The 21,326-nt window shown below is 73.2% G+C and carries 17 protein-coding genes; 5 read left to right on the top strand and 12 right to left on the bottom strand.

The genetic code is table 11. The features are described from left to right. Positions 1–9: 9 nt before the first annotated feature. Complete coding sequence (locus AB0M02_RS27350) at positions 10–1,596, bottom strand: FMN-binding glutamate synthase family protein (RefSeq protein WP_364231542.1); 1,587 nt, start codon at positions 1,594–1,596, stop codon at positions 10–12. Between the two features lie 37 nt (positions 1,597–1,633). Continuing rightward, positions 1,634–2,272: an AbfB domain-containing protein gene (locus tag AB0M02_RS27345; protein ID WP_364231540.1), complete on the bottom strand. Its 639-nt coding sequence runs from the start codon at positions 2,270–2,272 to the stop codon at positions 1,634–1,636. A gap of 106 nt (positions 2,273–2,378) precedes the next feature. On the opposite strand from AB0M02_RS27345, the gene AB0M02_RS27340 reads away from it, so the two are divergent. Next, complete coding sequence (locus AB0M02_RS27340) at positions 2,379–3,227, top strand: hypothetical protein (protein WP_364231537.1); 849 nt, start codon at positions 2,379–2,381, stop codon at positions 3,225–3,227. On the opposite strand, the gene AB0M02_RS27335 is transcribed toward AB0M02_RS27340, so the two are convergent. The 3 genes from AB0M02_RS27335 to AB0M02_RS27325 are packed head-to-tail and all read right to left on the bottom strand — an operon-like array spanning position 3,224 to position 5,571. Continuing rightward, positions 3,224–4,426: an amidohydrolase gene (locus AB0M02_RS27335; protein ID WP_364231535.1), complete on the bottom strand. Its 1,203-nt coding sequence runs from the start codon at positions 4,424–4,426 to the stop codon at positions 3,224–3,226. The genes AB0M02_RS27340 and AB0M02_RS27335 overlap by 4 nt on opposite strands. A 37-nt stretch (positions 4,427–4,463) precedes the next feature. Continuing rightward, positions 4,464–4,949, bottom strand: a complete 486-nt coding sequence (locus AB0M02_RS27330; protein WP_364231532.1) for a VOC family protein — start codon at positions 4,947–4,949, stop codon at positions 4,464–4,466. 25 nt (positions 4,950–4,974) lie between these two features. After that, positions 4,975–5,571, bottom strand: a complete 597-nt coding sequence (locus tag AB0M02_RS27325) for a TetR/AcrR family transcriptional regulator (RefSeq protein ID WP_364231531.1) — start codon at positions 5,569–5,571, stop codon at positions 4,975–4,977. Between the two features lie 67 nt (positions 5,572–5,638). Here AB0M02_RS27325 and AB0M02_RS27320 point away from each other — a divergent pair, with 67 nt between their 5' ends. Together AB0M02_RS27320 and AB0M02_RS27315 are read left to right on the top strand one after the other, a co-directional pair. Then, positions 5,639–6,577, top strand: coding sequence for an LLM class F420-dependent oxidoreductase (locus tag AB0M02_RS27320; protein WP_364231529.1), 939 nt, complete (start codon positions 5,639–5,641; stop codon positions 6,575–6,577). A 48-nt stretch (positions 6,578–6,625) separates the two neighbouring features. Continuing rightward, positions 6,626–7,972: a gluconolaconase gene (locus AB0M02_RS27315; RefSeq protein WP_364231526.1), complete on the top strand. Its 1,347-nt coding sequence runs from the start codon at positions 6,626–6,628 to the stop codon at positions 7,970–7,972. Here AB0M02_RS27315 and AB0M02_RS27310 read toward each other — a convergent pair. Further along, positions 7,959–10,001: an Hsp70 family protein gene (locus tag AB0M02_RS27310; protein WP_364231525.1), complete on the bottom strand. Its 2,043-nt coding sequence runs from the start codon at positions 9,999–10,001 to the stop codon at positions 7,959–7,961. The two genes, AB0M02_RS27315 and AB0M02_RS27310, sit on opposite strands and share 14 nt — an antisense overlap. Positions 10,002–10,096: 95 nt before the next feature. Between AB0M02_RS27310 and AB0M02_RS27305 the strand changes: the two genes are divergently transcribed. Next, positions 10,097–10,636 (top strand): hypothetical protein, encoded by a 540-nt coding sequence (locus AB0M02_RS27305; RefSeq protein ID WP_364231523.1) that lies wholly within the window; start codon positions 10,097–10,099, stop codon positions 10,634–10,636. Between the two features lie 5 nt (positions 10,637–10,641). On the opposite strand, the gene AB0M02_RS27300 is transcribed toward AB0M02_RS27305, so the two are convergent. The 4 genes from AB0M02_RS27300 to AB0M02_RS27285 form a co-directional block, all read right to left on the bottom strand. Next, complete coding sequence (locus AB0M02_RS27300; RefSeq protein WP_364231522.1) at positions 10,642–12,111, bottom strand: dynamin family protein; 1,470 nt, start codon at positions 12,109–12,111, stop codon at positions 10,642–10,644. Then, positions 12,108–13,925: a dynamin family protein gene (locus tag AB0M02_RS27295; protein WP_364231520.1), complete on the bottom strand. Its 1,818-nt coding sequence runs from the start codon at positions 13,923–13,925 to the stop codon at positions 12,108–12,110. The genes AB0M02_RS27300 and AB0M02_RS27295 overlap by 4 nt, the downstream gene beginning before the upstream one ends. A 68-nt stretch (positions 13,926–13,993) precedes the next feature. Then, positions 13,994–15,166: a hypothetical protein gene (locus AB0M02_RS27290; protein ID WP_364231517.1), complete on the bottom strand. Its 1,173-nt coding sequence runs from the start codon at positions 15,164–15,166 to the stop codon at positions 13,994–13,996. Between the two features lie 146 nt (positions 15,167–15,312). Continuing rightward, positions 15,313–17,640 carry a LuxR C-terminal-related transcriptional regulator gene (locus tag AB0M02_RS27285; RefSeq protein WP_364231515.1) on the bottom strand — a complete coding sequence of 776 codons (2,328 nt, stop codon included), beginning with the start codon at positions 17,638–17,640 and terminating at the stop codon, positions 15,313–15,315. Positions 17,641–17,666: 26 nt separating this feature from the next. On the opposite strand from AB0M02_RS27285, the gene AB0M02_RS27280 reads away from it, so the two are divergent. Then, a complete protein-coding gene (locus tag AB0M02_RS27280) occupies positions 17,667–18,842 on the top strand; it encodes an ROK family transcriptional regulator (RefSeq protein WP_364231513.1) in 1,176 nt (391 codons plus the stop codon). On the opposite strand, the gene AB0M02_RS27275 is transcribed toward AB0M02_RS27280, so the two are convergent. Together AB0M02_RS27275 and AB0M02_RS27270 are read right to left on the bottom strand one after the other, a co-directional pair. Beyond that, the gene (locus AB0M02_RS27275; RefSeq protein ID WP_364231510.1) at positions 18,832–20,880 is read right to left on the bottom strand and encodes a DUF4132 domain-containing protein; all 2,049 of its coding nucleotides are present in this window, start codon (positions 20,878–20,880) and stop codon (positions 18,832–18,834) included. The two genes, AB0M02_RS27280 and AB0M02_RS27275, sit on opposite strands and share 11 nt — an antisense overlap. Before the next feature lies 1 nt (position 20,881). Beyond that, positions 20,882–21,301 (bottom strand): hypothetical protein, encoded by a 420-nt coding sequence (locus AB0M02_RS27270; protein WP_364231509.1) that lies wholly within the window; start codon positions 21,299–21,301, stop codon positions 20,882–20,884. Positions 21,302–21,326 lie beyond the last annotated feature (25 nt).

The raw sequence follows: 21,326 nt of genomic DNA, 5'->3' as shown, positions 1-21,326 counted from the left end.
CCTAGAAGATCAGCCGGAGACGCCCGCGGCCTGCGGTGACGGCGGCGCGCTGCCGCCCTGCGGTTCGGTGGCGGTCATCAGCGCGATGACCGTCTCCCGGTCGGCCGGCGACGGCAGGCCCCAGCCGGGCCGGTACCCGTAGACCTGATCCAGACCGGTCGCGGCGGTGCGGCCGTCGAGGATCTCCACCGACGTGGCCTCGATCAGCCCCGGGTGCTCCACCCCGCACGCCTCGGCGACCTTGAGCAGGTCCCGCCGCAGCGTCTTGACGTAGTTGGCGGCGCGCACCGACTTCAGCGCCGGGTCCAGCCCGCGGGTGAGCCAGCGGTTCTGCGTGGCCACGCCGGTCGGGCAGGTGTCGGTGTGGCACTTCTGCGCCTGGATGCAGCCGAGCGCCAGCATCGCCTCGCGGCCCACGTTGACCATGTCGCAGCCGAGCGCGAACGCCACGATCGCGTTGTCCGGCAGCCCCAGCTTGCCGGCGCCGACGAAGACCACCTTCTCGTGCAGGCCGCGCTCGGCGAACAGCCGGTAGACCCGCGTGAAGCCCACCTGGAACGGCAGCGACACGGAGTCGGTGAAGATCAGCGGCGCGGCGCCGGTGCCGCCCTCGCCGCCGTCGATCGTCACGAAGTCGACGCCCCGGCCGGTGCTCGCCATGAGCCCGGTCAGCTCGTCCCAGAACTCCAGGTCACCGACGGCCGACTTGATGCCGACCGGCAGACCGGTCTCGGCGGCCAGCATCTCCACCCAGTCGAGCAGGCTGTCGGTGTCGCTGAACTCGGCGTGCCGCGACGGGCTGACACAGTCCACGCCCTGCGGGATCCCGCGCGCGGCGGCGATCTCCGCGGAGACCTTGACGCCGGGCAGCAGCCCGCCCAGGCTCGGCTTGGCGCCCTGGCTGAGTTTGATCTCCAGAGCCTTCACCGGTGCCGACGCCACCAGGTCCTTGAGCCGCCGCAGGTCGAAGCGGCCCTGCTCGTCGCGGCAGCCGAAGTACGCGGTGCCGATCTGCAGCACGAGGTCGCCGCCGTGCCGGTGGTGCGCCGACAGCGAGCCCTCGCCGGTGTTCTGCAGGCAGCCGGCGAGCGCCGCACCCCGGTTCAGCGCCTCCACGGCCGCGCCGGAGAGCGAGCCGAAGCTCATGCCGGAGATGTTCACGATCGACGCCGGCCGGAACGGCTTCGCCCGGTCCCGCGCCTCACCCAGCACCTTCGCGCAGGGCACGTGCGCCTCGTACCCGGCCTGCGGCGAGGACGGCGGTACGGCCCGGCCGAACGTGCGGTGCTTGATGATCGGATATCCGGACGTGTACTCGATGTCGTTGTCCGTGCCGAACCCGAAGTAGTTGTTCTCGCGCTTCGCCGACGCGTACACCCAGCGCCGCTGGTCCCGGGTGAACGGACGCTCCTCGTCGTTCCCGGCCACCACGTACTGCCGCAGTTCCGGCCCGATCGCCTCGATGAGATACCGGGCGTGCCCGACCACCGGGAAGTTGCGCAGCAGCGCGTGGTCGCGCTGCAGCAGATCCCGCACCGCCACCGCCGCCACAGCCGAACCGGCAGCGGCCACGGCCGCTCGTAGACCCCGCTTCATACCCTGCTTGATTGCCCCGCCTGCGCGAACCAAACACTCACGAGTTGGGTGGCTCCTGGATGGTGAAGGTGCTGTCGGCGCTGAAGTCCTTCGTGCCGTCGGGTTCGTCGATGTAGAGCTTCTCGTCGCGGCGGTGCAGGGCGTGGCCGGGGTAGTTCTTGGAGCGCAGGCGAACGGTGCCCGCGGGCAGGCCGTCCTCGAGGCAGAACGTGGCGTCGGCGCGGAACAGGTCCTCGTCCGACAGGTCGTCGAAGCGCAGGCGGTAGTCGTAGTGCCGCAGGTACTTGCCGTCGTCGCCGCGGAAGGTGAAGCAGTCCTCGTCGGCCAGGCCGGGCACCACGGTGAGCACCATCGGGTCGGTGCGGGTCATCGCCGCGAAGTCGTCGTCGGCGCTCAGGCGGGTCTTGCGGTCGGCGGCGAGGGCCAGCACCCAGGAACCGGTGGTGAGCCGGCGGCCGGCCGCCACGGTGGTCGTCGCCGCGGCCGACGACGCGGCGCCCGGCGCGGCGGCGGGTGCGGACGGCTGCGGCGCCTCGGCGGGGTCACGCAGAACCCAGTAGCCGAGCGCGGCGACCGTGATGGTGCCGGCCGCGGCCACGAGGGCGAGCACGGCGGGATGCAGCCCGCGCCCGCGGGGCTCGCGCGCGTCGGCGCCGCCGGGTCCGTAGAGGGTCATTCGGTGTTCCTCGCTGTTTCTGTGGGGTTGCGCGCCGCATTGTCGCATTGCCGGTGTACCGTGCCCGCGGACATCGACAAGCATTTAAGACAATTAGGAGTTTGTCGTGGGAGTGGACGCTGCGCATGAGGGCCGGCCGGCCGAGGACGGGGAGGAGTTCGCCGACCAGCGGGCCGCGTCGTTGCGGCGGATGTTCCCGCAGCGGCGGCCATCGGTGATCGCGTCCTCCTCACCGGTGCACTCTTCGCCCGCCCCTTCGCCCACCCCTTCGCCCGCCCCGGCGCCCGGGGTGCCCGGCCGGCGGCGGCGTCGCTGGCTGCCGGTGCTGGCCGGGGTCGTGTCGGTGCTGGTCCTGGCGGGCCTGGCGGCGAGTTTCCCCTTCCCGGAGCTGGGCTTCGGCCGGAACTCGGCGGCCGCCGACAAGGCGGCCGAGGGGTTCCCGATCGTCGAGCCGCCGTCGTTCGAGTCCACCGCGCCGTCCTCCGCCTCGTCCGGCTCGCCCTCGGGGCCGTCCTCGCCGGCGTCGGCCCCGGCCGCCGGGCCGGCTCCGTCCCGGACGGCCACGGTGGCGGGACCCGCGCCGGAGGGGCCGATCACGGATTACACGGCGTGCGCGGCGCGGACCACGGCGACGTTTGCCGCGACCTTCAACGAGACTTTCTCCTACCACCACGTCTTCATCGACGCGGACGGCGACGCCACCACCGGCTACCGGATTCCCGAGGTCACCGGTGGTCTCGGCGCGGACTGGATGATCGAGGACGACGTGCTCTACCGGTCGACCGGCCCGGAGTGGGCCTGGCAGGAGGTCGACGCCACGCCGCTGCTCACCCGCTCCGGCAACGAGTTCCGGTGGCGGGTGCGCCCGGAGTACGCCGGCGTCCGGGTCACCTTCAGCGGCTCGCAGGACGACGCCGACGTCTTCACCCCGGCGGTCCGCGTCCGGCCCTGCTAGCCGAGGCAGGCGTGTGCGGCCGTGGTCATCGCGGTGACGACCGTGCGTACCGTCGACGGGTCCGGGGCGAACCGGGCGGTGTGGTTGCCGGGCACCCCGCGCAGCTTCTCCTCGGGCCGGTCGCCCGGCGCGGCGTCCCACACCGGCTGCGGCGTCGCACCGACGAACCAGTAGGCGTACCGGATCCCGCCCGCTCCGAAGTGCGGAAAGTCCTCGCTGGCCAGCAGCGGCTCGTACTCCAGGACCGCCTCGGTGCCGAACACCGCGTGGTGCGCCACCCGGACCCGCCCGACCAGGCCCGGATCGTTGTGCAGCGCCGGGAAGTCACCGGAGGTGGTGATCTCCGGTGGGCGTGGGCAGCCGGACGCGGCGCACTCGGCCTCGGCGATCCGGCGCACGGCGGCCAGCACCCGGTCCCGGACGTGCAGGTCCCGGGCGCGCAGGTTGAGGGTGAGCACGGCCTGGTCGGGTATCACGTTGGCCCTGGTGCCGGCCCGCATGCGGCCCACCGTCACCACGACGGGCTCGCGGGCGCCGATCTCCCGGGACACCACCGTCTGCAGGCGGGTCACCAGGTAGGCGGCGGTGACGACCGGATCGACGCAGTTCTCCGGCATCGACCCGTGGCCGCCCTGCCCGAAGATCCGGATCTCGGCGTCCAGCGCGGCGGACATGAACAGCCCGGAGCGGTGCCCGAGTGTTCCGGCGGGTGCCGGCCCGACGTGCTGGCCGAGGATCACGTCGGGTTCGCCGTACCGTTGGAACAGGCCGTCACGCAGCATGGCGAGCGCGCCCTCGGCGGTCTCCTCGCCGGGCTGCCCGACGGCCAGCAGCGTCCCGGACCACCCGTCGCGGGCCCGGGCCAGCTGGGCGGCGGCGCCGGCGAGGCCGGTCACGTGCAGGTCGTGCCCGCAGGCGTGCATCACGTCGGGGACGGTGCTGGCGTACGGCAGGCCGGTCTCCTCGGCGATCGGCAGGGCGTCCATGTCGGCCCGCAGCATCACCGTGGGGCCGTCGCCGTTGCGCAGCACCCCGGCCACACCGGTGCCGCCGATGCCCTCGGTGGTCTCGAAACCGGCCGCCCGCAGGCGCTCGGCGAGGCGGGCCGAGGTGCGGTGCTCGCGCATCGACAGCTCGGGATGAGCGTGCAGGTCACGATAGAAGTCGACGAGGGAACCCTCGGTTTCGTCGGTGGTCATGAACGTGATTCGCGGTGCACCGGCCGCCGGATGACGCTCACGCGCGGCGGCGCATCTCCTCGTCGAAGGACTGCTGGGCGTATCGCATGATCGCCAGCTCGGCCGGGTCGCCGAACCGCTCGGTCATCGTGGTGGGGCCGACGTCCTCCAGGTGCGTCTGGATCCACCAGATGTTGCCGACCGGGTCGACGATCCGGCCGCCCCGGTCGCCGACGATCCCGGAGGTGCGGATCTCGGTGAGCAGGGTGGCGCCGGCGTCCAGGGCGCGGGCGATCACCGCGTCGGCGTCGTCGACGTACACGCTGAGCAGGGCGGGGGTGTCCGGCCACTCGGGCCGGGAGTCGAACACCATGACGACCGAGTCGCCGATCCGGATCTCGGCGTGGCCGATCGTGCCGTCCTCGTTGAGCACGCGCATGGCTTTGCCGGTCTCGAAGACCTCCTCGGCGAACTCGAGGAAGCGCGCCGCGTTGCGGGCCGCGACGTAGGGCGTGACCGTGGATTTTCCACCGGGAATGTTCATCACCCCAGCATGGTGGGGATTGCGGTCAGGTCCCGGCCGGTATCAGCAGGCGGGTGGCCTCGACGGCACGGGCGGCGATCTCGTCGGCCGTGCTGTTGTTGCGGGCGAAGAAGTCGTCGGCGAACAGTGACGTGTATCCGTGCGCCACCGCGATCATCGCCTCGACCAGCCGGACCGCCTCGGTGTGCGAGCCGACAGCGGTGGCGGTGGCGAGGTCCAGCAGGGTGTCCATCAGGGCTCGGGTGTGTTCGCGGCGGGAGTCGTCCTCGATCGCGTACAGCCCCGCGGCGAAGATCACATGGAAGCCGGCGCCGGTGGCCGCGACGTAGCGCACGTAGGCGCCGGCGGCCGCGGCCAGGCGGGCGGCCGGGTCGGAGCCGGCCTGGTCGGCGGCGGACGCGATCGCCGTGCGCATGTCCTGTGCCGCCGTTGCGGAGACGGCGCTGAGCAGGTGGTCCCGGTCGGGGAAGTGCCGGTAGGGAGCGGCGGAGCTGACCCCCGAGCGGCGCGCGACCGCGGCCACGGAGAAACCGTGCAGGCCGTTCTCGGCGAGAAGTCCGAAACTGGCCTCGATCAGCGCCGCGCGTAGGTCACCGTGGTGGTACCCGCGATTCGCCGACACGCTTGCCTCCGATGTGAGTAGGCTCTTACATTAGCAAGTGATAGCCCTCTTACATTGCGGAGGCACCGTGACCATCCGGCTCGGCTACCAGATTCCGAACTTCACCTACCCCGGCCCGGTCGAGAACACGTTCGACACTGTCGCCGCGCAGGCCAGGGAGGCCGAGGCCGCCGGCTTCGACACCGTCCTGGTGATGGACCACCTCTATCAGCTGCCGGGCATCGGGGCTCCGGAGAACGCGATGCTGGAGGCGTACACGACGCTCGGCGCGCTCTCCGGGCACACGTCGACGATCCAGTTGTCCACGCTGGTCACCGGGAACACGTACCGTAATCCGGCCCTTCTTGCCAAGACCGTGACCACCCTCGACGTGGTCTCGCACGGCCGCGCGGTCCTCGGTATCGGCGCGGGCTGGTTCGAGCGGGAGCACCACGATTACGGCTTCGAGTTCGGCACGTTCGGGCAGCGGTTCGAGCGGCTGGAGGAGGCGCTGACGATCATCTCGCCGATGCTCAAGGGCGAGCCCGCGTCGCTGGAAGGCAAGTGGTACACGGCCCGGGGAGCCATGAACAACCCGCGCGTGCGGCCGAACATCCCGATCATGCTGGGCGGCAGCGGCGAGCAGAAGACGTTCCGGCTGGCCGCGCGCTTCGCCGACCACATGAACATCATCTGCGACGTCGACGTGCTGGCGCACAAGGTCGCGGTGCTGCGTGAGCGGTGCGAGGAGATTGGCCGCGACCCGGCGACGCTCGCCACCAGCTACCTGGCGATGGGCCTGGTGGGAGAGGACGAGCAGGAGGTCAAGGAGCTGGGCGAGATGATCCCGGAGGATCGTCGCAACCGGGCCTTCTTGGGTACGGCGGAGCAGGTCGCCGAGCAGTTGAAGGAGCGGGTCCTCGACGCGGGGATCGACGGCATCACGATCAACTTGATTCGCAACGGTCACCGGCCGGGTGTGGTGTCGCAGGTGGGTGCCGCTCTCAAGCCGCTCGTGGCGTCCTGACGCCCTCCCCTCGGTTGCGCTGCCGCCGGCGGCGGGCATGATTGGCCGATGAAACGGATCGTGGCGGTTGCGGTGGCCGGCGGCATGGTGCTCACCCTGGCGGGGTGTTCCTCCGACGAGCCGGCGGTCTCCGCGCCGCGTGCCACGGTCGCGCCGTCCACCTCGGTCTCCGCCGAGGTGCCGCCGCTGGCGAGCACTACCGTGCGGGCGCTGCCCGGCACCGACAGCTCACCGTTCGACCGGGAGCGGCAGCTGCAGGCTCCGCCCGGGTGGACCGTGACCGTCTGGGCGCGGGTGCCCACCGCACGGCTGCTCGCCTGGACGCCGGCCGGCCGGCTGCTCGTCTCCCGGCCCAAACACGGTGATGTCATCGAGCTGACACCGGGGCAGGGCGACGAGCCGCCCGCTCAGCACACGCTGATCAGCGGCCTGAACCAGCCGCACGGGCTGGCCTTCGACGGCGACACGCTCTATCTGGCCGAGAGCGATCAGGTGAACAGCTTCACCTACAGCGCGGGTGCGGTCTCCGGCCGCAAGGTCGTGGTCGGCGGGCTGCCCGACGCGAAGAGTCCCGAGCTGGGCGGTGCCTACGCGCACGCGCTCAAGAGCGTCGCGGTCGGCAAGGACGGCGAGTTGTACATCTCGGTCGGCTCGACCGGCAACATCTCCGCCGAGGACCGCGACGCGAGCCCGGAGCGGGCCTCCATCCTGTGGGCGCCGGCCGGTGGCGGGCAGCCGCAGACGTTCGCGCGCGGGGTGCGCAACGGGACCGGGCTGGCGGTCGACCCGGACGGCGGGGTGTGGACGGCGGTCAACCACCGGGACAACGTGGCATACCCCCACGAGGGCCCGGACCAGGGCAAGGTCATGCAGGAGTACGTGAACGACCACCCGTTCGAGCAGCTGGCCCGTCTGGAGCGCGGGCGGGATCTCGGGTACCCGTACTGCAACCCGGAACCGGACCTTTCGCCGGGGGAGAAGGACTCGCCGCTGAGCTACACGAACCGGCCGTACACGCGTGACTTCGAGTTGAACCGGGACGGCTCGAAGCTGGACTGCGCCGCGCTGCCCCCGACCGAGCAGGGCATGGGCGCGCACTCGGCGCCGCTGGGCCTCAGCTTCGCGACCACGCCCGGTCCGGCCGGCGGGTACGGCCCCGGCGCCCTGGTGGGCATCCACGGCTCGTGGAACCGCAACCCGCCGCGCCCGCCGGAGGTGTCGTTCTTCGCCTGGCGCGACGGGACGCTCGGCCCGCAGCAGACGCTGCTGACCGGCTTCCAGCTGGAGGACGGCTCCCGCTGGGGCCGCCCGGTGATGGCCGTGCAGGGCCCGGACGGCGCCCTCTACGTCAGCGACGACGCCGCGGGCGCGATCTACCGCGTCACTTCCGGGTGATGGGTACGCAGTTGCCGGTCTGATAGCCGCCCGACTTGTCCTCGACCAGGCCGTGCCCGGCGAGGGCGATGCGGGCGCACACCTTCGGGGCGTCGCCGATCGCGCGGACGTAACGGTCGTCGTCCACGTCGAGCACCGACGGCCGGCGATCCTCGACGTACCATTCGCCCCGCTCGCTTTTCGGCGCGTGCGAGCCCATCGCGTGGTCCGGCGGGTACGTGCCGTCGCCGCCCCAGATGTGCAGGTGGTAACCGCCGCTGACGTCCGGTTTCGATCCGGCGAGATCGCCCTCGTAGTCGATGGTGATCTTGCCGTTGTCGACGACCGCCGAGGTGAGGCAGACCCAGCGGCGGTTGCTCTTGATCTCGTCGGTGCACACCTCGTCGGCGGGCGGCGCGCTGGTGGCGCTGAGCGGAGTGGAGGAGAGGGCGCCGTTCGGGTTCTCCTCCCCGGAGGTGTTCCGGCTGTACTGGGCGTACGCCACCCCGGCGGCGGCCAGCACGGTGACCACGGCCAGGCCGGCGCCGAGCAGCACGCGGCGGCGCTTGCGCCGTGTCGTGGTCGCCGATGGTCGTCCCGTCGGTGGGGGTTTCGGGACCGGGACCGCGGGCGCCGGCACCGATCGTGGGGACACCGGTCCCGTGACGCGTCCCATGACCGCGGCGGGTGGGGCGGCCCGGCCCGTTCTTCCCTGGCTCGAGGGCCGGCTCGGTGGGGCCGAGGTCGGGCCTGCCGCGGCCGGGTTCGGCATCACCGGAGCCGACACCGTGTTCGGCGAGACCTGGCGCGGCGGGACCGGGGCCGAGCCGGCTGCTGAGCCGGCTGCTGAGCCGGCTGCTGCCGTGCCGGCTGCGGCCGGGGTGGAACGGGGAGCCGGGGCCGTGCGCGGCGCCGGCGATGTGGGTGCCGCCGCGCGGCCGGACGGCGGCGTGCCGGCCGGCCGGGACGGCGTGGCGCCCGGCCGGGCCAGGGAGCCCCCGGCCAGCCAGGCGGCGCCGAGCGCGACCGCGTGCTTCGGGTGCGCGTCCACCGCGACCGGGCGGCCGATCTCCGAGCCGACCAGCTGCGCGACGACCGGCATCCGGGAGGAGCCGCCGACCAGCAGCACCGAGTGCAGGTCGTCCGGCGCGCACCCGGCCGACCTGATCGCGCGCTTCAGCGCCTCCACCGACCCGTGCAGGGCCGGGCGGACCATCGCCTCGAGTTCGGTACGCGTGAGCCGCACCTCGGTGACCACGTTCGGCAGCAGCACCGGAATCGTCGTGTCCGTGTCCGACGACAGCGCCTCCTTTGCCTCGACACACTCCTCCCGCAGCCGGGCGACCGCAGCGATCGCCGCCGCGTCCTCCTCGTCGAGTTCCGCGAGCTTGCCGCCGAGCGCCGACCGGACGTGGTCGAACACGGCCGCGTCGAAGTCGATGCCGCCGAGCCGCTCGATACCCTCCGGCCGGCCGAGGATCTCGAACCCGGTGGCCGTCTTGCGCAGCACCGCCGCGTCGAACGTGCCACCACCGAGGTCGTACACCGCGACGATCGCACCCGCCTCGATCCGCTGCTGCTGGGCGTAGCTCACCGCCGCCGCCTCCGGCTCGGTCGTGTAGACCACCGTGCCCGGCAGGTCAGCCATCGACACGGCCTGCCGCATCAGGTCCGTCTTGTAGGGCCCCCAGTTCGCCGGGTACGACACACAGGTCGCCGACGGTGCCCCACCCTCACGCCCGATCACCTCGTCGGCCACGGCCCGCATGAGACGCCCGGCGAGCCCTTCCGCCGACTGCGGTACGCCGCCCAGCAGGATCGGCGTGGTGTCGCCGAACCGCCGCTTGAACTCGCGCGCCACCCGGTGCGGCTCGGTCAGCCCGCGCCGGGCCGCCGCCTCGCCGGTCAGGAAGGTCTCGTCGTCGCGCAGCAGCACGACGGACGGTATCGCCGCCGCCCGGCTGCCCAGCGCGACGATCTCGGAACGCCCGTCGCGCCACGTGGCCGCCGCGGTGAAGGTGGTGCCCAGGTCTATGCCGAGTGCGTACATCGAGGACGCTCCGTTGCCTCTCGTGAATGGATTGGGGGGACGTGCGGGGGGTTTCCCCGAGACGGAGCGGCCCGTGCCGCTCCTAAGGTGGGGACATGGACTCCGCCCGCCCCCTTCGTGACGTGTTCGCCGACCTCACCGGCTCCGGTTCCGCCGGCGGTGACCCGGCCGAGCTGTTGCGCGACCAGGGACACCCCGGACTGCCGGACGACCTGGTGGCCGAGGCGGTGGTCAGCTACGCGGACACCGCACCCGCCGAGGTGGCCGAGCACCTGGCGCCGTACGTGACGGCGCACAGCGTGGCCGCGACCCCCGCGGACGCCGGTCCGGGCTGGCTCGATCTGCTCGCCACGGCGCCGGCCGGGCCGGCACCGGAGGAGTTCGACGACGTCGTCCCGGCGTCCGGCGACGCGGCTCCGGGCCTCGATCTGGATTTCGGTACGGGTGCCGAGCCGCTGGACGAGTTCGGCGACGAGCTCGTGGACGCGCCGGTCGATCTGGTCACGGCCGATCTCGATCCCGCGGACCTGGACGGTGCCACCGAGCCCTGGACCAGCGACGTCATGGAAATGCCGGATGTTCCGGGCGACGGCGAGCCGGATCTCGACGAGCCGGATCTCGACCTGCCGGGGTGAGCGGCTCATCGGACCCGCTCCAGGGCGGCCAGCATGCCCTCGCAGGACCGCACCGCCACCCGCGCGGCGACGGTCATCTCGTAGCTGGTCATCGGGTTCTCCGCCCGGCGCTGCCACCGTGCCAGGGCGTCCCGGGCGGCCGTCGACCGCGCCGTGCCGGTCGTGTCCGCGGGTAGCCGCAGACGGTCGTTCACCGAACTGCCCGCGCCGCCGATCAGGTGCTCCAGATCGGTCACCACGTCCGGTTTGCCGGTGATCCACCCGGCCCGCAGGCTGGAGAGGACGCGCAGCTCGTTGAAGGGGTGGGCGGACGCCAGGATCTCCTCCACGGCGGCGGCCACCGCCTCGCTGCCGGGCCGGGCGCACACGCGCGTGGTCTCGGCGAGCGCGAGCAGGGCCGAGCGGCTCTTGAGGACGTCGCTCCGCTCCAGGAACAGCGATCCGATGATCTCCCGGAGCTCGTTGAGCCCGCTGCGCTCGGCCAGTTCGCGGGACAGCTCGGTGGCGGTCGTGGCCACCTCACGTCGAAGCAGGGTGCCGGCGAGCCGTACCCCGAAAACCCCGAACCGTGCCAGAAGCGCCTCCCGCTCCAACCCGGTCAGCCCCAGCTCGGGCATCGAGTTGAGGAACCGGTCGGCGGAGAGCAGCAGTTCCTCGGCCTGCCGCACCGGCAGCCCGGCGACCCGCCGCAGATGCCCGACCTCGGTCTCGGTCAGCGTCACCGCGGTCTCCGCGAGCAGACCCGCCACCGGTACGACCGACTGCACGAGCCGCCGCACGTTGGTGTCGGTGCCCAGCCGTGCCGCGATCCGCCGGGCCGAAGCCATCGAGTCGAGCCGTCCCACGCCGATCTCGTCGGCGCGCGACAGCACCCCGATGGCGTTCACCGGACTGGGCCGCGACACCTCGGTGTCGTGGAACGCCCGGAGGAACTCGACGTCACCCGCGTGCAGATGCCGCAGCAGATAGACGACCGCGTCCGCCGGAGTCTCCTCGTCGTCGGGTGCCAGCAGCCCCCAGGTCCGCGCGGACGCCTCCTCGGAGAGCGAGCCGATGCCCGGCGTGTCGATCAGGGTGACCGTGCGCAGGGACTGCGCCGGCCACGTCACCACCAGCCGGCTCACCTCGTCCGCGCGCAGCCCGCCGAGGTCGATGTCGATGACACCGTCCTCACGGGTGAACCGCAGCTTCCGTGGCGGGCCCTGCTTCGGTGCGGCCTCCACCTGGTACGTGTGACCGTCCCGGTACCAGGTCACGATGCGGGTGCACTCGCCCGCGTCGGTGGGCGCGAGCCGTTCCCCGACCAGGGCGTTGAGCAGCGTGGACTTGCCGGCCTTGACGCGGCCGGCGACGGCCACCCGCAGCGGGGCGTCGAGGCGTTCCCGTACGGCGGTGAGCCGGGCGGCGTGCTCGGTTCCCCGGTAGACCGGCACCGCGTGGTCCAGCACCATCCTCGTGCGGTCGATGAGGCTCATCCGGCCACCGCCTGTGCGCGCTGCCGCAGCTGGCGTACCCGGGCCAGCTCCGCGTCCACGTCCTTGAGTCGTTGCTCCCGGTCCAGCTGGGACCGTTTCGCCGCCTCGGTCGCACCGGCGAGCGCCTGCGCGTTCGACCGGTTCAGCTCCTCGGCGAGCGCGCTGTAGTGGTCGCGCAGCTGCCGCTGCACGCGGCGCAGGGTGTCCCGCGAGTCCTTGCCGGCCACGAACGTGACCTCGTCGCAGTAGCGCCGGATCGCGTTGCGGGCCTCGGCGCGGCGCCGCTGCACGTGACGTTTCTTCTCCTCGCGCAGGCCGCGGTGTCCCATCACGAGACCGATGCCGATGCCGATCGGGCCCAGTGAGACGCCGACCAGGCTGCCCAGGATGATGAACATGAGCGCACCGCCGTACGCGTTCTTCAGCGCGACCATCGCCTGCTTGCCCATCCGCATCCGCTTGAGGTCGATCTTGTGCTGGAAGTCGGCGACCTCGGCGAGCCCGGCCGGGTCGTGGATCGAGGACCGGGTCTGCAGCGTGGTCGCGCTCTCGTGGAAGTGGTCGCCCACCCGGACGCTCAGCTCGCTCGCCCGGCGCCGCAGCAGCTCGTAGTTGGCGAGCAGCTCGTCGGCCATCCGGGACTGGAGCCACGGCTCCATCTCCGGCCACGTGTCGGCCGGGTCCGACTCCTCGATCGCGGTGTCCGCCTCGGCGATCACCGTGCGCACCCGTGCGCGCAGGTCGTGGTCGACGTCCGAGGTGAGGTCGGTGATCCCGTCGGTGAGGGACTGGTTCCACTTGGCCGCCGCGCTCTTGAGCGCCTCGACCCGGGACTTGACCTCGGTGAGCTCGCCGACCACCCGCCGCGCGGCCTCGGGGTCGGCCAGCGCCGCCCGCTCGGCCTCGAAGTGCCCGTCGAGCTGGTCGCAGAGCGCGACCACCTCGGCGGCAGCGTCGCCGGCGAGCCGGTCGGCGGCCGAGCCACCGATCTGGTCGGTGAGGAACTTGACCAGGTGGGTGAAGCCCGACTCGGCGTTCAGCCCGGTGTCGCCGGCTTTGATCGCGCGCGTGCGCAGGGCCGAGGACACCGGCATGAGCGGCACCGGGCAGTGCTCGGCGAGATGCCGCTCGTTGAGTTCGCTGATCCGTCGCCAAGCGGGGTAGAAGTCGGTCTTCGTGACGACCACGGCCACCACCGGGCACAGTGCCCGGGCCCGCTGCAGGAACTCGACCTCGCTGCGGGTCAGCTCCTGAGCGGCGCCGGTCACGAACAGCACCGCGTCGGCCATCGAGACGGCGGCCAGGCTGGCGGCGGCGTGCGGCGAGGCGAGCCCGCCGACACCGGGGGTGTCCACCAGGACCAGGCCGCCGGCCAGGATCTTGCGGGGGATGCGTACCTCGACGCCGGTCACCCGGGCGCCGCCGGCCGGCGGTTCGGCGTTGCCGCCCTCGAGGACGTACCGGCGGACCTCCGCCATCGGGATCACCTCGCGGCGGGGCGGCGCCGGCTCGGCGGAGGGCGGTTCGCACAGTACGGTGGCGAGCGGCTCCTCGCCGTGCCGCACGTACGTCGGCACGGCGGTGGCAACGTCGTCGTCGACCGTGCAGACCGTCGCCCCGACCAGCGCGTTGACCAGTGAGCTCTTGCCCTGCTTGAACTCACCCGCCACCACGACGTGCAGGACCGGGTCAGCCAGGGCGGTGCGTGCCGCGGTCAGGCGGACGGCCGCGTCCGGCCGGTCGTACGCCTCGCAGGCGCGCAGGCCCAGGTCCACCAGGGCCACCGCCTTCGCGGCTGGGCCGGTTTCGGTCACGGCTCCTCCCTCTGAATCGTCCAGCGGGCCGGTGTGTCCCGGCCCGCTGTCGTGACCCCGGCCTGACGTCAGGCGCCCACGACGCTGGTGTCGTCACCGCTGACGATGCTGTCGTCGTCGCTGGTCGTGGTCGTCGTGGTGTCGATGTCGGTGACGGTCGTGTCGTTGTCGCTGATCGTGGTGTCGTCGTCGGAAACCGTGGTGTCGTCGTCGGAGACGGTCGTGACTGTCGTGACGGTGGTGTCGTTGTCGTTGACCGTCGTGTCGTTGTCCTCGAAGCTGCCGGTTGCGTCGCCGCCCGCGGAGATCGCCGACCCCTCCTCGGCCTCGTTGTTCGAGGCGTTCGCGGCGTTGCCGCCGCCGAACGACACCGCGCTGTCGGTGATCTCGGCGTCCGGCAGGTTCGCCACGTCGCCCTCGCCGAAGCCGAAGGCGGACTCGTCGATGTCCCCGTCGGCCTGCACGGTCTGGTTGCCGTCACCGACCACCGCGTCGTCCAGGTCGTCGGCCACGATGCCGGTGTTCACGCCGGTGTTGACCGCACCCGAGATGTCGTCGCCGGCCTGCACCGCGCCGTCGCCGGTGTTGGCCTGCCCGAAGTTGTCGCCGTCGATGAGCTGCGCGCCGTCGCCGCTGAGCGACGTGACGTCGCCGTCGATGATCGACGAGAAGTCGCCGGTGGCCGCGTTGACGTCACCGTCTCCGGAGACCGCCACCGCGTCCTCGCCGGTCGCCGCGTTCACGTCGCCGTCGCCGGCGTTGGCCACCGAGCCGTCGCCGGAGGCGCTGACGTTGGTGGCGTCCAGGTCACCGAAGACGTTGCCGTCGACGTCCACGTCCAGGCTGTTGTCGGTGACGTTGCTGACGCTGAGGTCGAGGTTCTGGGTGATGAAGTCGTCGCCCTCGTACGTGGCGTAGGTGACGTAGTTGAGGTGCTGCACCACGTGCTCGACCGACTGTGTGCCGGCGGCCGCGGGTGGCGGCGGTGCCGCTCCGGCGGACCCGCTGGAGCCGCCGCTGGTGTAGCTCTGCAGTGCTGAGCGCGCCTCGGCCGGCACGTCCGGCTCGGTGGCCGCCTCGGAGACGACCGCGGGAACGTCCACGGTCGACAGGTCGACGTCGGTCACGCCCTCGGCGGTCAGGGTGCCGTTGGGGTCCTCGGCATATTTCGCGGCGAACTCCCGATCCGTGAGCAGGTTGGTGACGAACTCCTTGAGTACGTCTACAGCGTTGGTGGTCATGGCTCTCTCCTCGCTAGGCAAGCGTTCCGTCTCTTGTGACCCGGACACGGCACCAGCGTGCGACCCGCGGCCCTGTCCGGGCATCGGGATGTCCCCCGTGGTATCCGGGGTGGATTAGGGGATCCAGCCTCGTGTCCTAGATCCGCCTAATCGGCGAGGACCTCACGCAGGATGGCCAGTAGTTCGGCGCGGGTGTTCGCACCCAGCTTCCCCCGGATGCGGGCCACGTGGTGCTCGACGGTTTTCGGGGCGATGTAGAGCTGCGCGCCGATCTCGCGGTGGGTGCTGCCGGCCAGCACCAGCCGGGCGACGGTCACCTCGCGCTCGGACAGGCCGCCGGCTCCGCTCTGCGCCTGCCCCGCGGCTCCCGGACCGGGGTCGTCCGGTTCGGACAGCTCCCGGGCCCGTTCCAGCAGCCGGCGCGCGGCGGTCGGGTCGGCGGTGCGGATGGCCGCCTGCCCGGCCAGCCGCGACGCCTCCCACGGCAGTTGCACGGCGTGCAGATCCTCGGTCGCGGCCAGCACCGCGTCCGGCTCCACCCGGCCGGCGAGCACGGTGGCCCAGCGGGTGGCGGCGGCACACTGCGCGAGTGGCCGGGCACCGGCGGTTCCCGGCGCGCCGGCGGCCTGCTTGGCCAGCCGTTCGGCGATCTCGGCCGCGGCCTCCACGTCCTCGGTCGCGATGGCCATGTGCAGCCGCGCCCAGTCCAGCGAGACCGACCAGGTGACCGGGCGTCCCAGCGCGGTGACGATCCCGTCGAGCAGACCGAGGACCGGCTCCACCCGGGCGGCGCGGCGCAGCCGGGCCGCCGCCACCGCGAGCTCCTCGACCGCCTCGACCAGCCACAGGTCGGCGGTCCGCCGGGCCAGCAGCGGCTCGATGCCGGTCCACGCCTCCCGCAGCCCGGCGATGTCGCCGCGCCGCCGGGCGATCCCCGCCGCCAGCGCGGCCCGCAGGAGCCGCTCGCGGCCCGGCGTCTGCGGCCCGGCCGGCTGCTCGAGTTCGTGCAGTGCGGTGTCGTAGCGGCCGGTGCGCATCCTCGCCCAGGCGAGCAGCAGCCGATGCCGGTCGCCGGCCACCGGACCACCGGCACCGGTCGCGGCGGCCCGGCCGAGCAGGTGCTCGGCGGAGGCGACGTCGCCGGCGGCCACCGCGACCACCGCGGCGACGGCGTGCGGGGTGTCCGGCAGGACGACGGCGGGCGCGGCCTGCTCCAGCTCCTCGGCGGCCTCGATCAGCAGCGGCAGCGCGGCCTCGGGGTCGGCGGCGGCCAGGGCGCCCTCGGCGAATCGGTGCAGAGCGGCGGGCGCGGCGACGCGTGCGGCAGCCCGGGCCTCGTCGAGGCGCCCGATGCCGACCAGACCCGGCACGGCGAGGACGGGCCCCGGCGCGACGGCCTCGGCCAGCAGCCCGGCCGCCCGCGAGGTCCGGCCCTGATGCGCGGCGACCGCACCGGCGACCAGGGCCAGCCGCTCGCGAGCCGACTGGTCGGCGAGCCCGAGTGCGAACGGATCCACCTCGACCGGCAGCCCGAGTAGCGCGTTGGCCTCGGCCCGGCCCGCCGCCGTAGTAGCGGGATCCACCCCGGCGTCGGCGGCGTCGTCGAACCAGCCGGCCGCCGCGGCGGGATCGGCGAACCGCAGCCGCTCCCCGGCGTCGCGATAGACGACTGCGGCGGTCGGCGTCGCCGCCCGGGCCGCCCGCAGCTGCACCGCGGCGGCGACCGGATCGGTGCCGGCGGCGATCAGCGCACCGGCCACGGCGTCGTGGATCCGGCGCCGCTCGGCCGCCGACACCTCGAAGAGCACCGCCGCGGCGACCGCGGGAATCATGCGATCGTCCCCCGGCACGAGAAGACCCTCGTCCCGCAACTTCCGCAGCGACGCCGCCGGCCCGTCCGGGCCGGTTCCGGTTGCCGCCGCGAGCACATCGTCGGCGAACCCCAGGTCCAGTGCCAGCACTCGCGCGACGTTCACGACGGCGGGATCCAGCACAGCGAACCGGCGCTGCAACCGCGCCACCAGCGCGGGCGCCGCCGCTCCCACCGGCGCGACCGCGACCGCCGCAGCCACCGCCGGAACACCAGCCGACGCTTCGAGGACCCGCGCGACCGTCTCCGGTGACACCGGCCGCCCGGTCACCGTGGCGACCAGCCGCGCCACCCCGTCCCGGTCGAGCGGCCCGAGGATCTCCACCTCGCCCCGCGCGGCGACCGCCTCGTCGAGTTCGGCGAGTTCCGGCCGGTCGATCGTCGGCCGCCGCGAGATCAGCATCGGCCTGCCACCGCGCGCCGCCACCGCGAGTTCCCGCAGCGCGGCCGCGCCGAGGCGGTGCGCGTCGTCCACGATCAACAGACCGGCGCCGTCGACCGGCCCGGCGGCCCAGCGCACCACACCGCCGGCGGCCTCAGCGAGCCCGCGGAGCCGATGCGTACGCCCGGAGCCGTCGACCCCCACGACGACGGTCACGCTCATGACTTGACGATAGGTTGGACGGTGTCATGCACAAGACCCGATCCAGCCTGGGAACGCTGCTGAACCACGTCCACACCAGCGGCCCGCTCTCCCGGGCCGCCCTCGCTGAGCGGATGGGTGTCAACCGGAGCACCATCCTGGCGCTGACCGCCGAGCTGGTCGGAGCGGGTCTGGTTCGTGAGGAGCGGCCGGCCGGGACCGTCGGCGCGGGCCGGCCGTCGCTGGTGGTGACGCCCGAGTCGGAGCGGATCTGTGTGCTGGCGTTCGACATCGCGGTCGACCGGCTCACCGCCGCCCGCGTCGGCCTCGGCGGCCCGGTGCTGGACCGGCGCGAGACCACGCGCCCCCGCGCCGGTGCCGACCTGGAGACTGTGGTCAGCAAGCTCGCCGTGCTCGGGCGGGAGCTCGTGGACGCGGCACCGGCCGGGACCACGTGGGTGGGGATCGGTGCCTCCTACTGCGGCATGATCCGGCCCGGCGACGGCATGGTCCGCTACGGGCCCGAGCTGGGCTGGGTGGACCAGGCGTTCGGCTCCGAGCTGGAACGGGCCCTCGGCATGGGCCTGCCGGTCGCCGTCGGCAACGAGGCGCACCTGGGGGCGCAGGCCGAGTTCGCGCGCGGCGCCGGCATCGGCTTTTCCAACCTGATCTACCTGCACGGCGACGTCGGCGTGGGCGGCGGGATCCTGGTCGGCGGCGACCTGCTCGGCGGCGAGGGCGGTTACGGCTGCGAGGTCGGGCACATGCTGGTCAACCCGTTCGGCGGCCGGCCGTGCCTGTGCGGTTCGCGCGGCTGCCTGGAGGCGGAGACCGGCGAGTACGCACTGCTCGCCGAGGCTGGCCGCACCGGACAGTCCGGCCGTGACGCGGTGCGCGGTGTCGCCGAGGACGCGACAACGGGCGACCCGGACGCGCTCCGGGCGGTGGCCGCGATCGGCGACTGGCTCGGCATCGGCGTCGCCAACCTGATCAACCTGTTCAACCCGGGCGCGGTCATCTTCGGCGGCATGCTCCGCGACCTTTACCCGGCCGCCGCACCCCACGTCCAGGCCCGGATCGCCCAGCACGCCATGCCGGTCTCCCGCGAACGGGCCCACCTGCGCCTCTCCGGCCTGGCCGACGACACCACCCTGATCGGCGCCGCCGACCGGGGCTTCGCCACCCTCCTCGCCGACCCGGCGAAGGCCGGGGTCAGCCGCTGACGAGCGCCTCCAGCTGGGCCAGGATGGACCGGTCGGTGATCTTGGCGTCCTCGGCTAGGAGGAGGACCTTGCTGAGGATGACGGCGGTCATCCGGTCCTCGTCGGCGAACGGGAGGAACAGCCGCTGGTGTGGTTTGGCGCCGAACCCGGCCGGCACCACGCACAGGTAGCCGCCGGGTTCCACGTGGATGCTGCCGCTGGTCAGGTGCACGCGGTAGGTGGCGCGGTCGCCGCGGACCACCGCCGCTGTCCCGTCCACTGTGACCCGGGTCAGGCCGAGATCGGCGATGAGCGCCGTCAGCACCTCCGCGCGGCTCGCCGCTTGGGCGGGCGAGGTGAACTCCTCCCGGCCGGCCACCGAGACCACGAGGTCCAGGTCGCGCATGACCTCGGAGAACGCCACGGGCGGCACCTCGGTCAGCGGCACCGGCCGGCCGTCGCGCAGGAAGCGGACCTCACCGACGACCACGTCGTCGAGGCCGAAGTATCCGTGGAGGTCGCACTGTAGCGCCGCGGTCAGCCCGTCGCCGGCCGGGCGGGTCGCCTGATGGTCCGCATACTCGTGGTGGGTGGACCAGCCGCGCGTGGACAGGAGCTGCCCGGCCACCTTGCCGTCGACGGTGTGCCCGGCGAAGCGCTGCGACACGTCGCCGGCCTCGCGCTCGGCCGGCGTCAGCACGTACACCTCTCGGAAAGCCTGTTTGACCGGCTGGCGCAGCCGGCGCCGCACGATCTCGGCCTGCCAGGCGGCCAGCGACTGCGAGTGCAGGAGCTCGACCGGGTGCACAGCGGTGACCGGACCGGAAACCTCGTCCAGCAGGCCGACCCGGCCGGAGCCGTCGCGCCAGAGCAGCGCCGGCAGCATCGCCGCGCCCGCGGGTAGTGAGCGCAACCGGGCCAACTCGTCGGGCCGCAGCGTCGCGCCGGTGGCCACCAGGCGCTCGATCAGCCCGGTCCGCATCCGGCGGGCCTGGTCGCGCAGCTGTTCCTGATGCTCGCGCATCATCTCGTAGGCGGGGTCGGCGCGGACCGCGGCCGGCGGCGTCCGCAGATCGCGCCCGGCCCGGCTCACCGTCAGCACCGGCTCGGCGCCGTCGAGGCGCAGCGCGATCCGGTAGTCGCCGGCGGTCGCCTCGGCCGGTGCCTCGCTCGCGAGTTGCGCCTCGCAGTCCCACTCGAGTCGGCCCGGATCCGTTCCCACCACCTGCGCCAGGTGGTCGAGGGCGACAGCGATCGCGGCGGCATGGCTGTGCCGCCTGTTCGGCCCGAGCTTCGGGCCCTTCCTCGCGGAGTCGCGCAGCGCCAGGTAGCGGTCGAGGACGGTCTCGCCGGGTGCGAGCGGCAGCATCCCGAACGCGGCGATGCCCTGCAGAGCGTTGTTCCTCACCCGCTTCAGCACCGCGGCGCGGTTGTCGCCGAGCACCGCCGAGACCATCTCGCTGGGCACCAGGGCCAGCAGGCGCCGGGCGTTCTCCGGCCCGGCGTGCTCGATCGCGGCCAGCAGCACCGCCCGGTCCTGACGGAACGCCTCGTGCTCCGGCATCGCCCGGATCAGCTCCAGCAGCGGCCCGGCGCTCTCCAGGCCGAAGAGCGGAAGCAGAGCGTGCGGGTGCCACCCGAACGCCCGCCGCTGGTCCTCGACCGGCCGGTCCCTCAGCAGGGCGAGCAGCGCGGAAGGGTCGGCCACCTCGGCCGCGCCGAGGTGCTCGGCCACCCGCGGGTCTCCGGTCCAGCCGAGCGCCAGCTCCACGAACCGCACGCCGCGCGGCGCGAGCCCGAGGGGCAGGTCGTCCCACCCGGCCGGCTCCGGCGCGGTGAGCAGGCGCCAGGTCATCGCGTCCACGTGATCGCGCACCGCTCCGCCGGGCCGCCCGGCGAACGCCCGCCCGAGGTGCCGGTCGTCGGCGAACGCGCGATCGAGCACCTCCGCGTCGAGCAGACCGGCCGCGTCGAGCCGGTCCAGAATGCCGGCGACCTGCTCGCGGGGGAGCCGGCCCGGCGGGTCGAGAACGAGCAGGCGCTCGGCTCGCGGGTCCATCTCAGCCACCAGCCAGCGCGACCAGGCGCAGGAAGACGACCGGCTCGCCCAGCCGGACCGTGATCTCCTCGTCGAGGCCGGTCACCTGCCGCCCGCCGACGACGATGACGAACGTGCCGCGCTGGAAGGCGTGGCAGGCACGGGCCGTCTCCTCGGCCGGGTCCGGTGCCGCGGGTGGCGGCGACGGCATCCGGATGCGCCCGGTGGCGGCCTGCGCCCGCAGGTCGTCGCCGGAGAGGAACTGCCGGTCCAGGATCCGCCGGCTGCGCTCCGCACCGGCCCCGGCCAGGCGGATCTGCTCCGCGACGGCCCGTCCGATCAGCTCCCGCGCGGTGGTCCGCTCCTCGGCGAGCCGGACCAGGACGGTCGGCAGGTCGTCGGGTGTGCCGGTCACCCGGCTGCGCACCTCGATGTCAGGCATGGCGGCCACCGTAGAGCACGGGTAC

The organism is Actinoplanes sp. NPDC051861 (assembly GCF_040681145.1).
In the GTDB taxonomy this organism is placed as follows: Bacteria; Actinomycetota; Actinomycetes; order Mycobacteriales; family Micromonosporaceae; genus Actinoplanes.
This window is presented reverse-complemented; position numbering and strand designations above follow the sequence as displayed.

Excerpts from the sequence above, each read along its gene's own strand:
- AB0M02_RS27335 (WP_364231535.1), bottom strand. The coding sequence starts at position 4,426 with ATGACCACCGACGAAACCGAGGGTTCCCTCGTCGACTTCTATCGTGAC.
- AB0M02_RS27270 (WP_364231509.1), bottom strand. The coding sequence starts at position 21,301 with ATGCCTGACATCGAGGTGCGCAGCCGGGTGACCGGCACACCCGACGAC.
- AB0M02_RS27290 (WP_364231517.1), bottom strand. The coding sequence starts at position 15,166 with ATGACCACCAACGCTGTAGACGTACTCAAGGAGTTCGTCACCAACCTG.
- AB0M02_RS27280 (WP_364231513.1), top strand. The coding sequence starts at position 17,667 with ATGCACAAGACCCGATCCAGCCTGGGAACGCTGCTGAACCACGTCCAC.
- AB0M02_RS27305 (WP_364231523.1), top strand. The coding sequence starts at position 10,097 with ATGGACTCCGCCCGCCCCCTTCGTGACGTGTTCGCCGACCTCACCGGC.
- AB0M02_RS27310 (WP_364231525.1), bottom strand. The coding sequence starts at position 10,001 with ATGTACGCACTCGGCATAGACCTGGGCACCACCTTCACCGCGGCGGCC.
- AB0M02_RS27345 (WP_364231540.1), bottom strand. The coding sequence starts at position 2,272 with ATGACCCTCTACGGACCCGGCGGCGCCGACGCGCGCGAGCCCCGCGGG.
- AB0M02_RS27275 (WP_364231510.1), bottom strand. The coding sequence starts at position 20,880 with ATGGACCCGCGAGCCGAGCGCCTGCTCGTTCTCGACCCGCCGGGCCGG.
- AB0M02_RS27285 (WP_364231515.1), bottom strand. The coding sequence starts at position 17,640 with ATGAGCGTGACCGTCGTCGTGGGGGTCGACGGCTCCGGGCGTACGCAT.
- AB0M02_RS27300 (WP_364231522.1), bottom strand. The coding sequence starts at position 12,111 with ATGAGCCTCATCGACCGCACGAGGATGGTGCTGGACCACGCGGTGCCG.
- AB0M02_RS27350 (WP_364231542.1), bottom strand. The coding sequence starts at position 1,596 with ATGAAGCGGGGTCTACGAGCGGCCGTGGCCGCTGCCGGTTCGGCTGTG.
- AB0M02_RS27330 (WP_364231532.1), bottom strand. The coding sequence starts at position 4,949 with ATGAACATTCCCGGTGGAAAATCCACGGTCACGCCCTACGTCGCGGCC.
- AB0M02_RS27315 (WP_364231526.1), top strand. The coding sequence starts at position 6,626 with ATGAAACGGATCGTGGCGGTTGCGGTGGCCGGCGGCATGGTGCTCACC.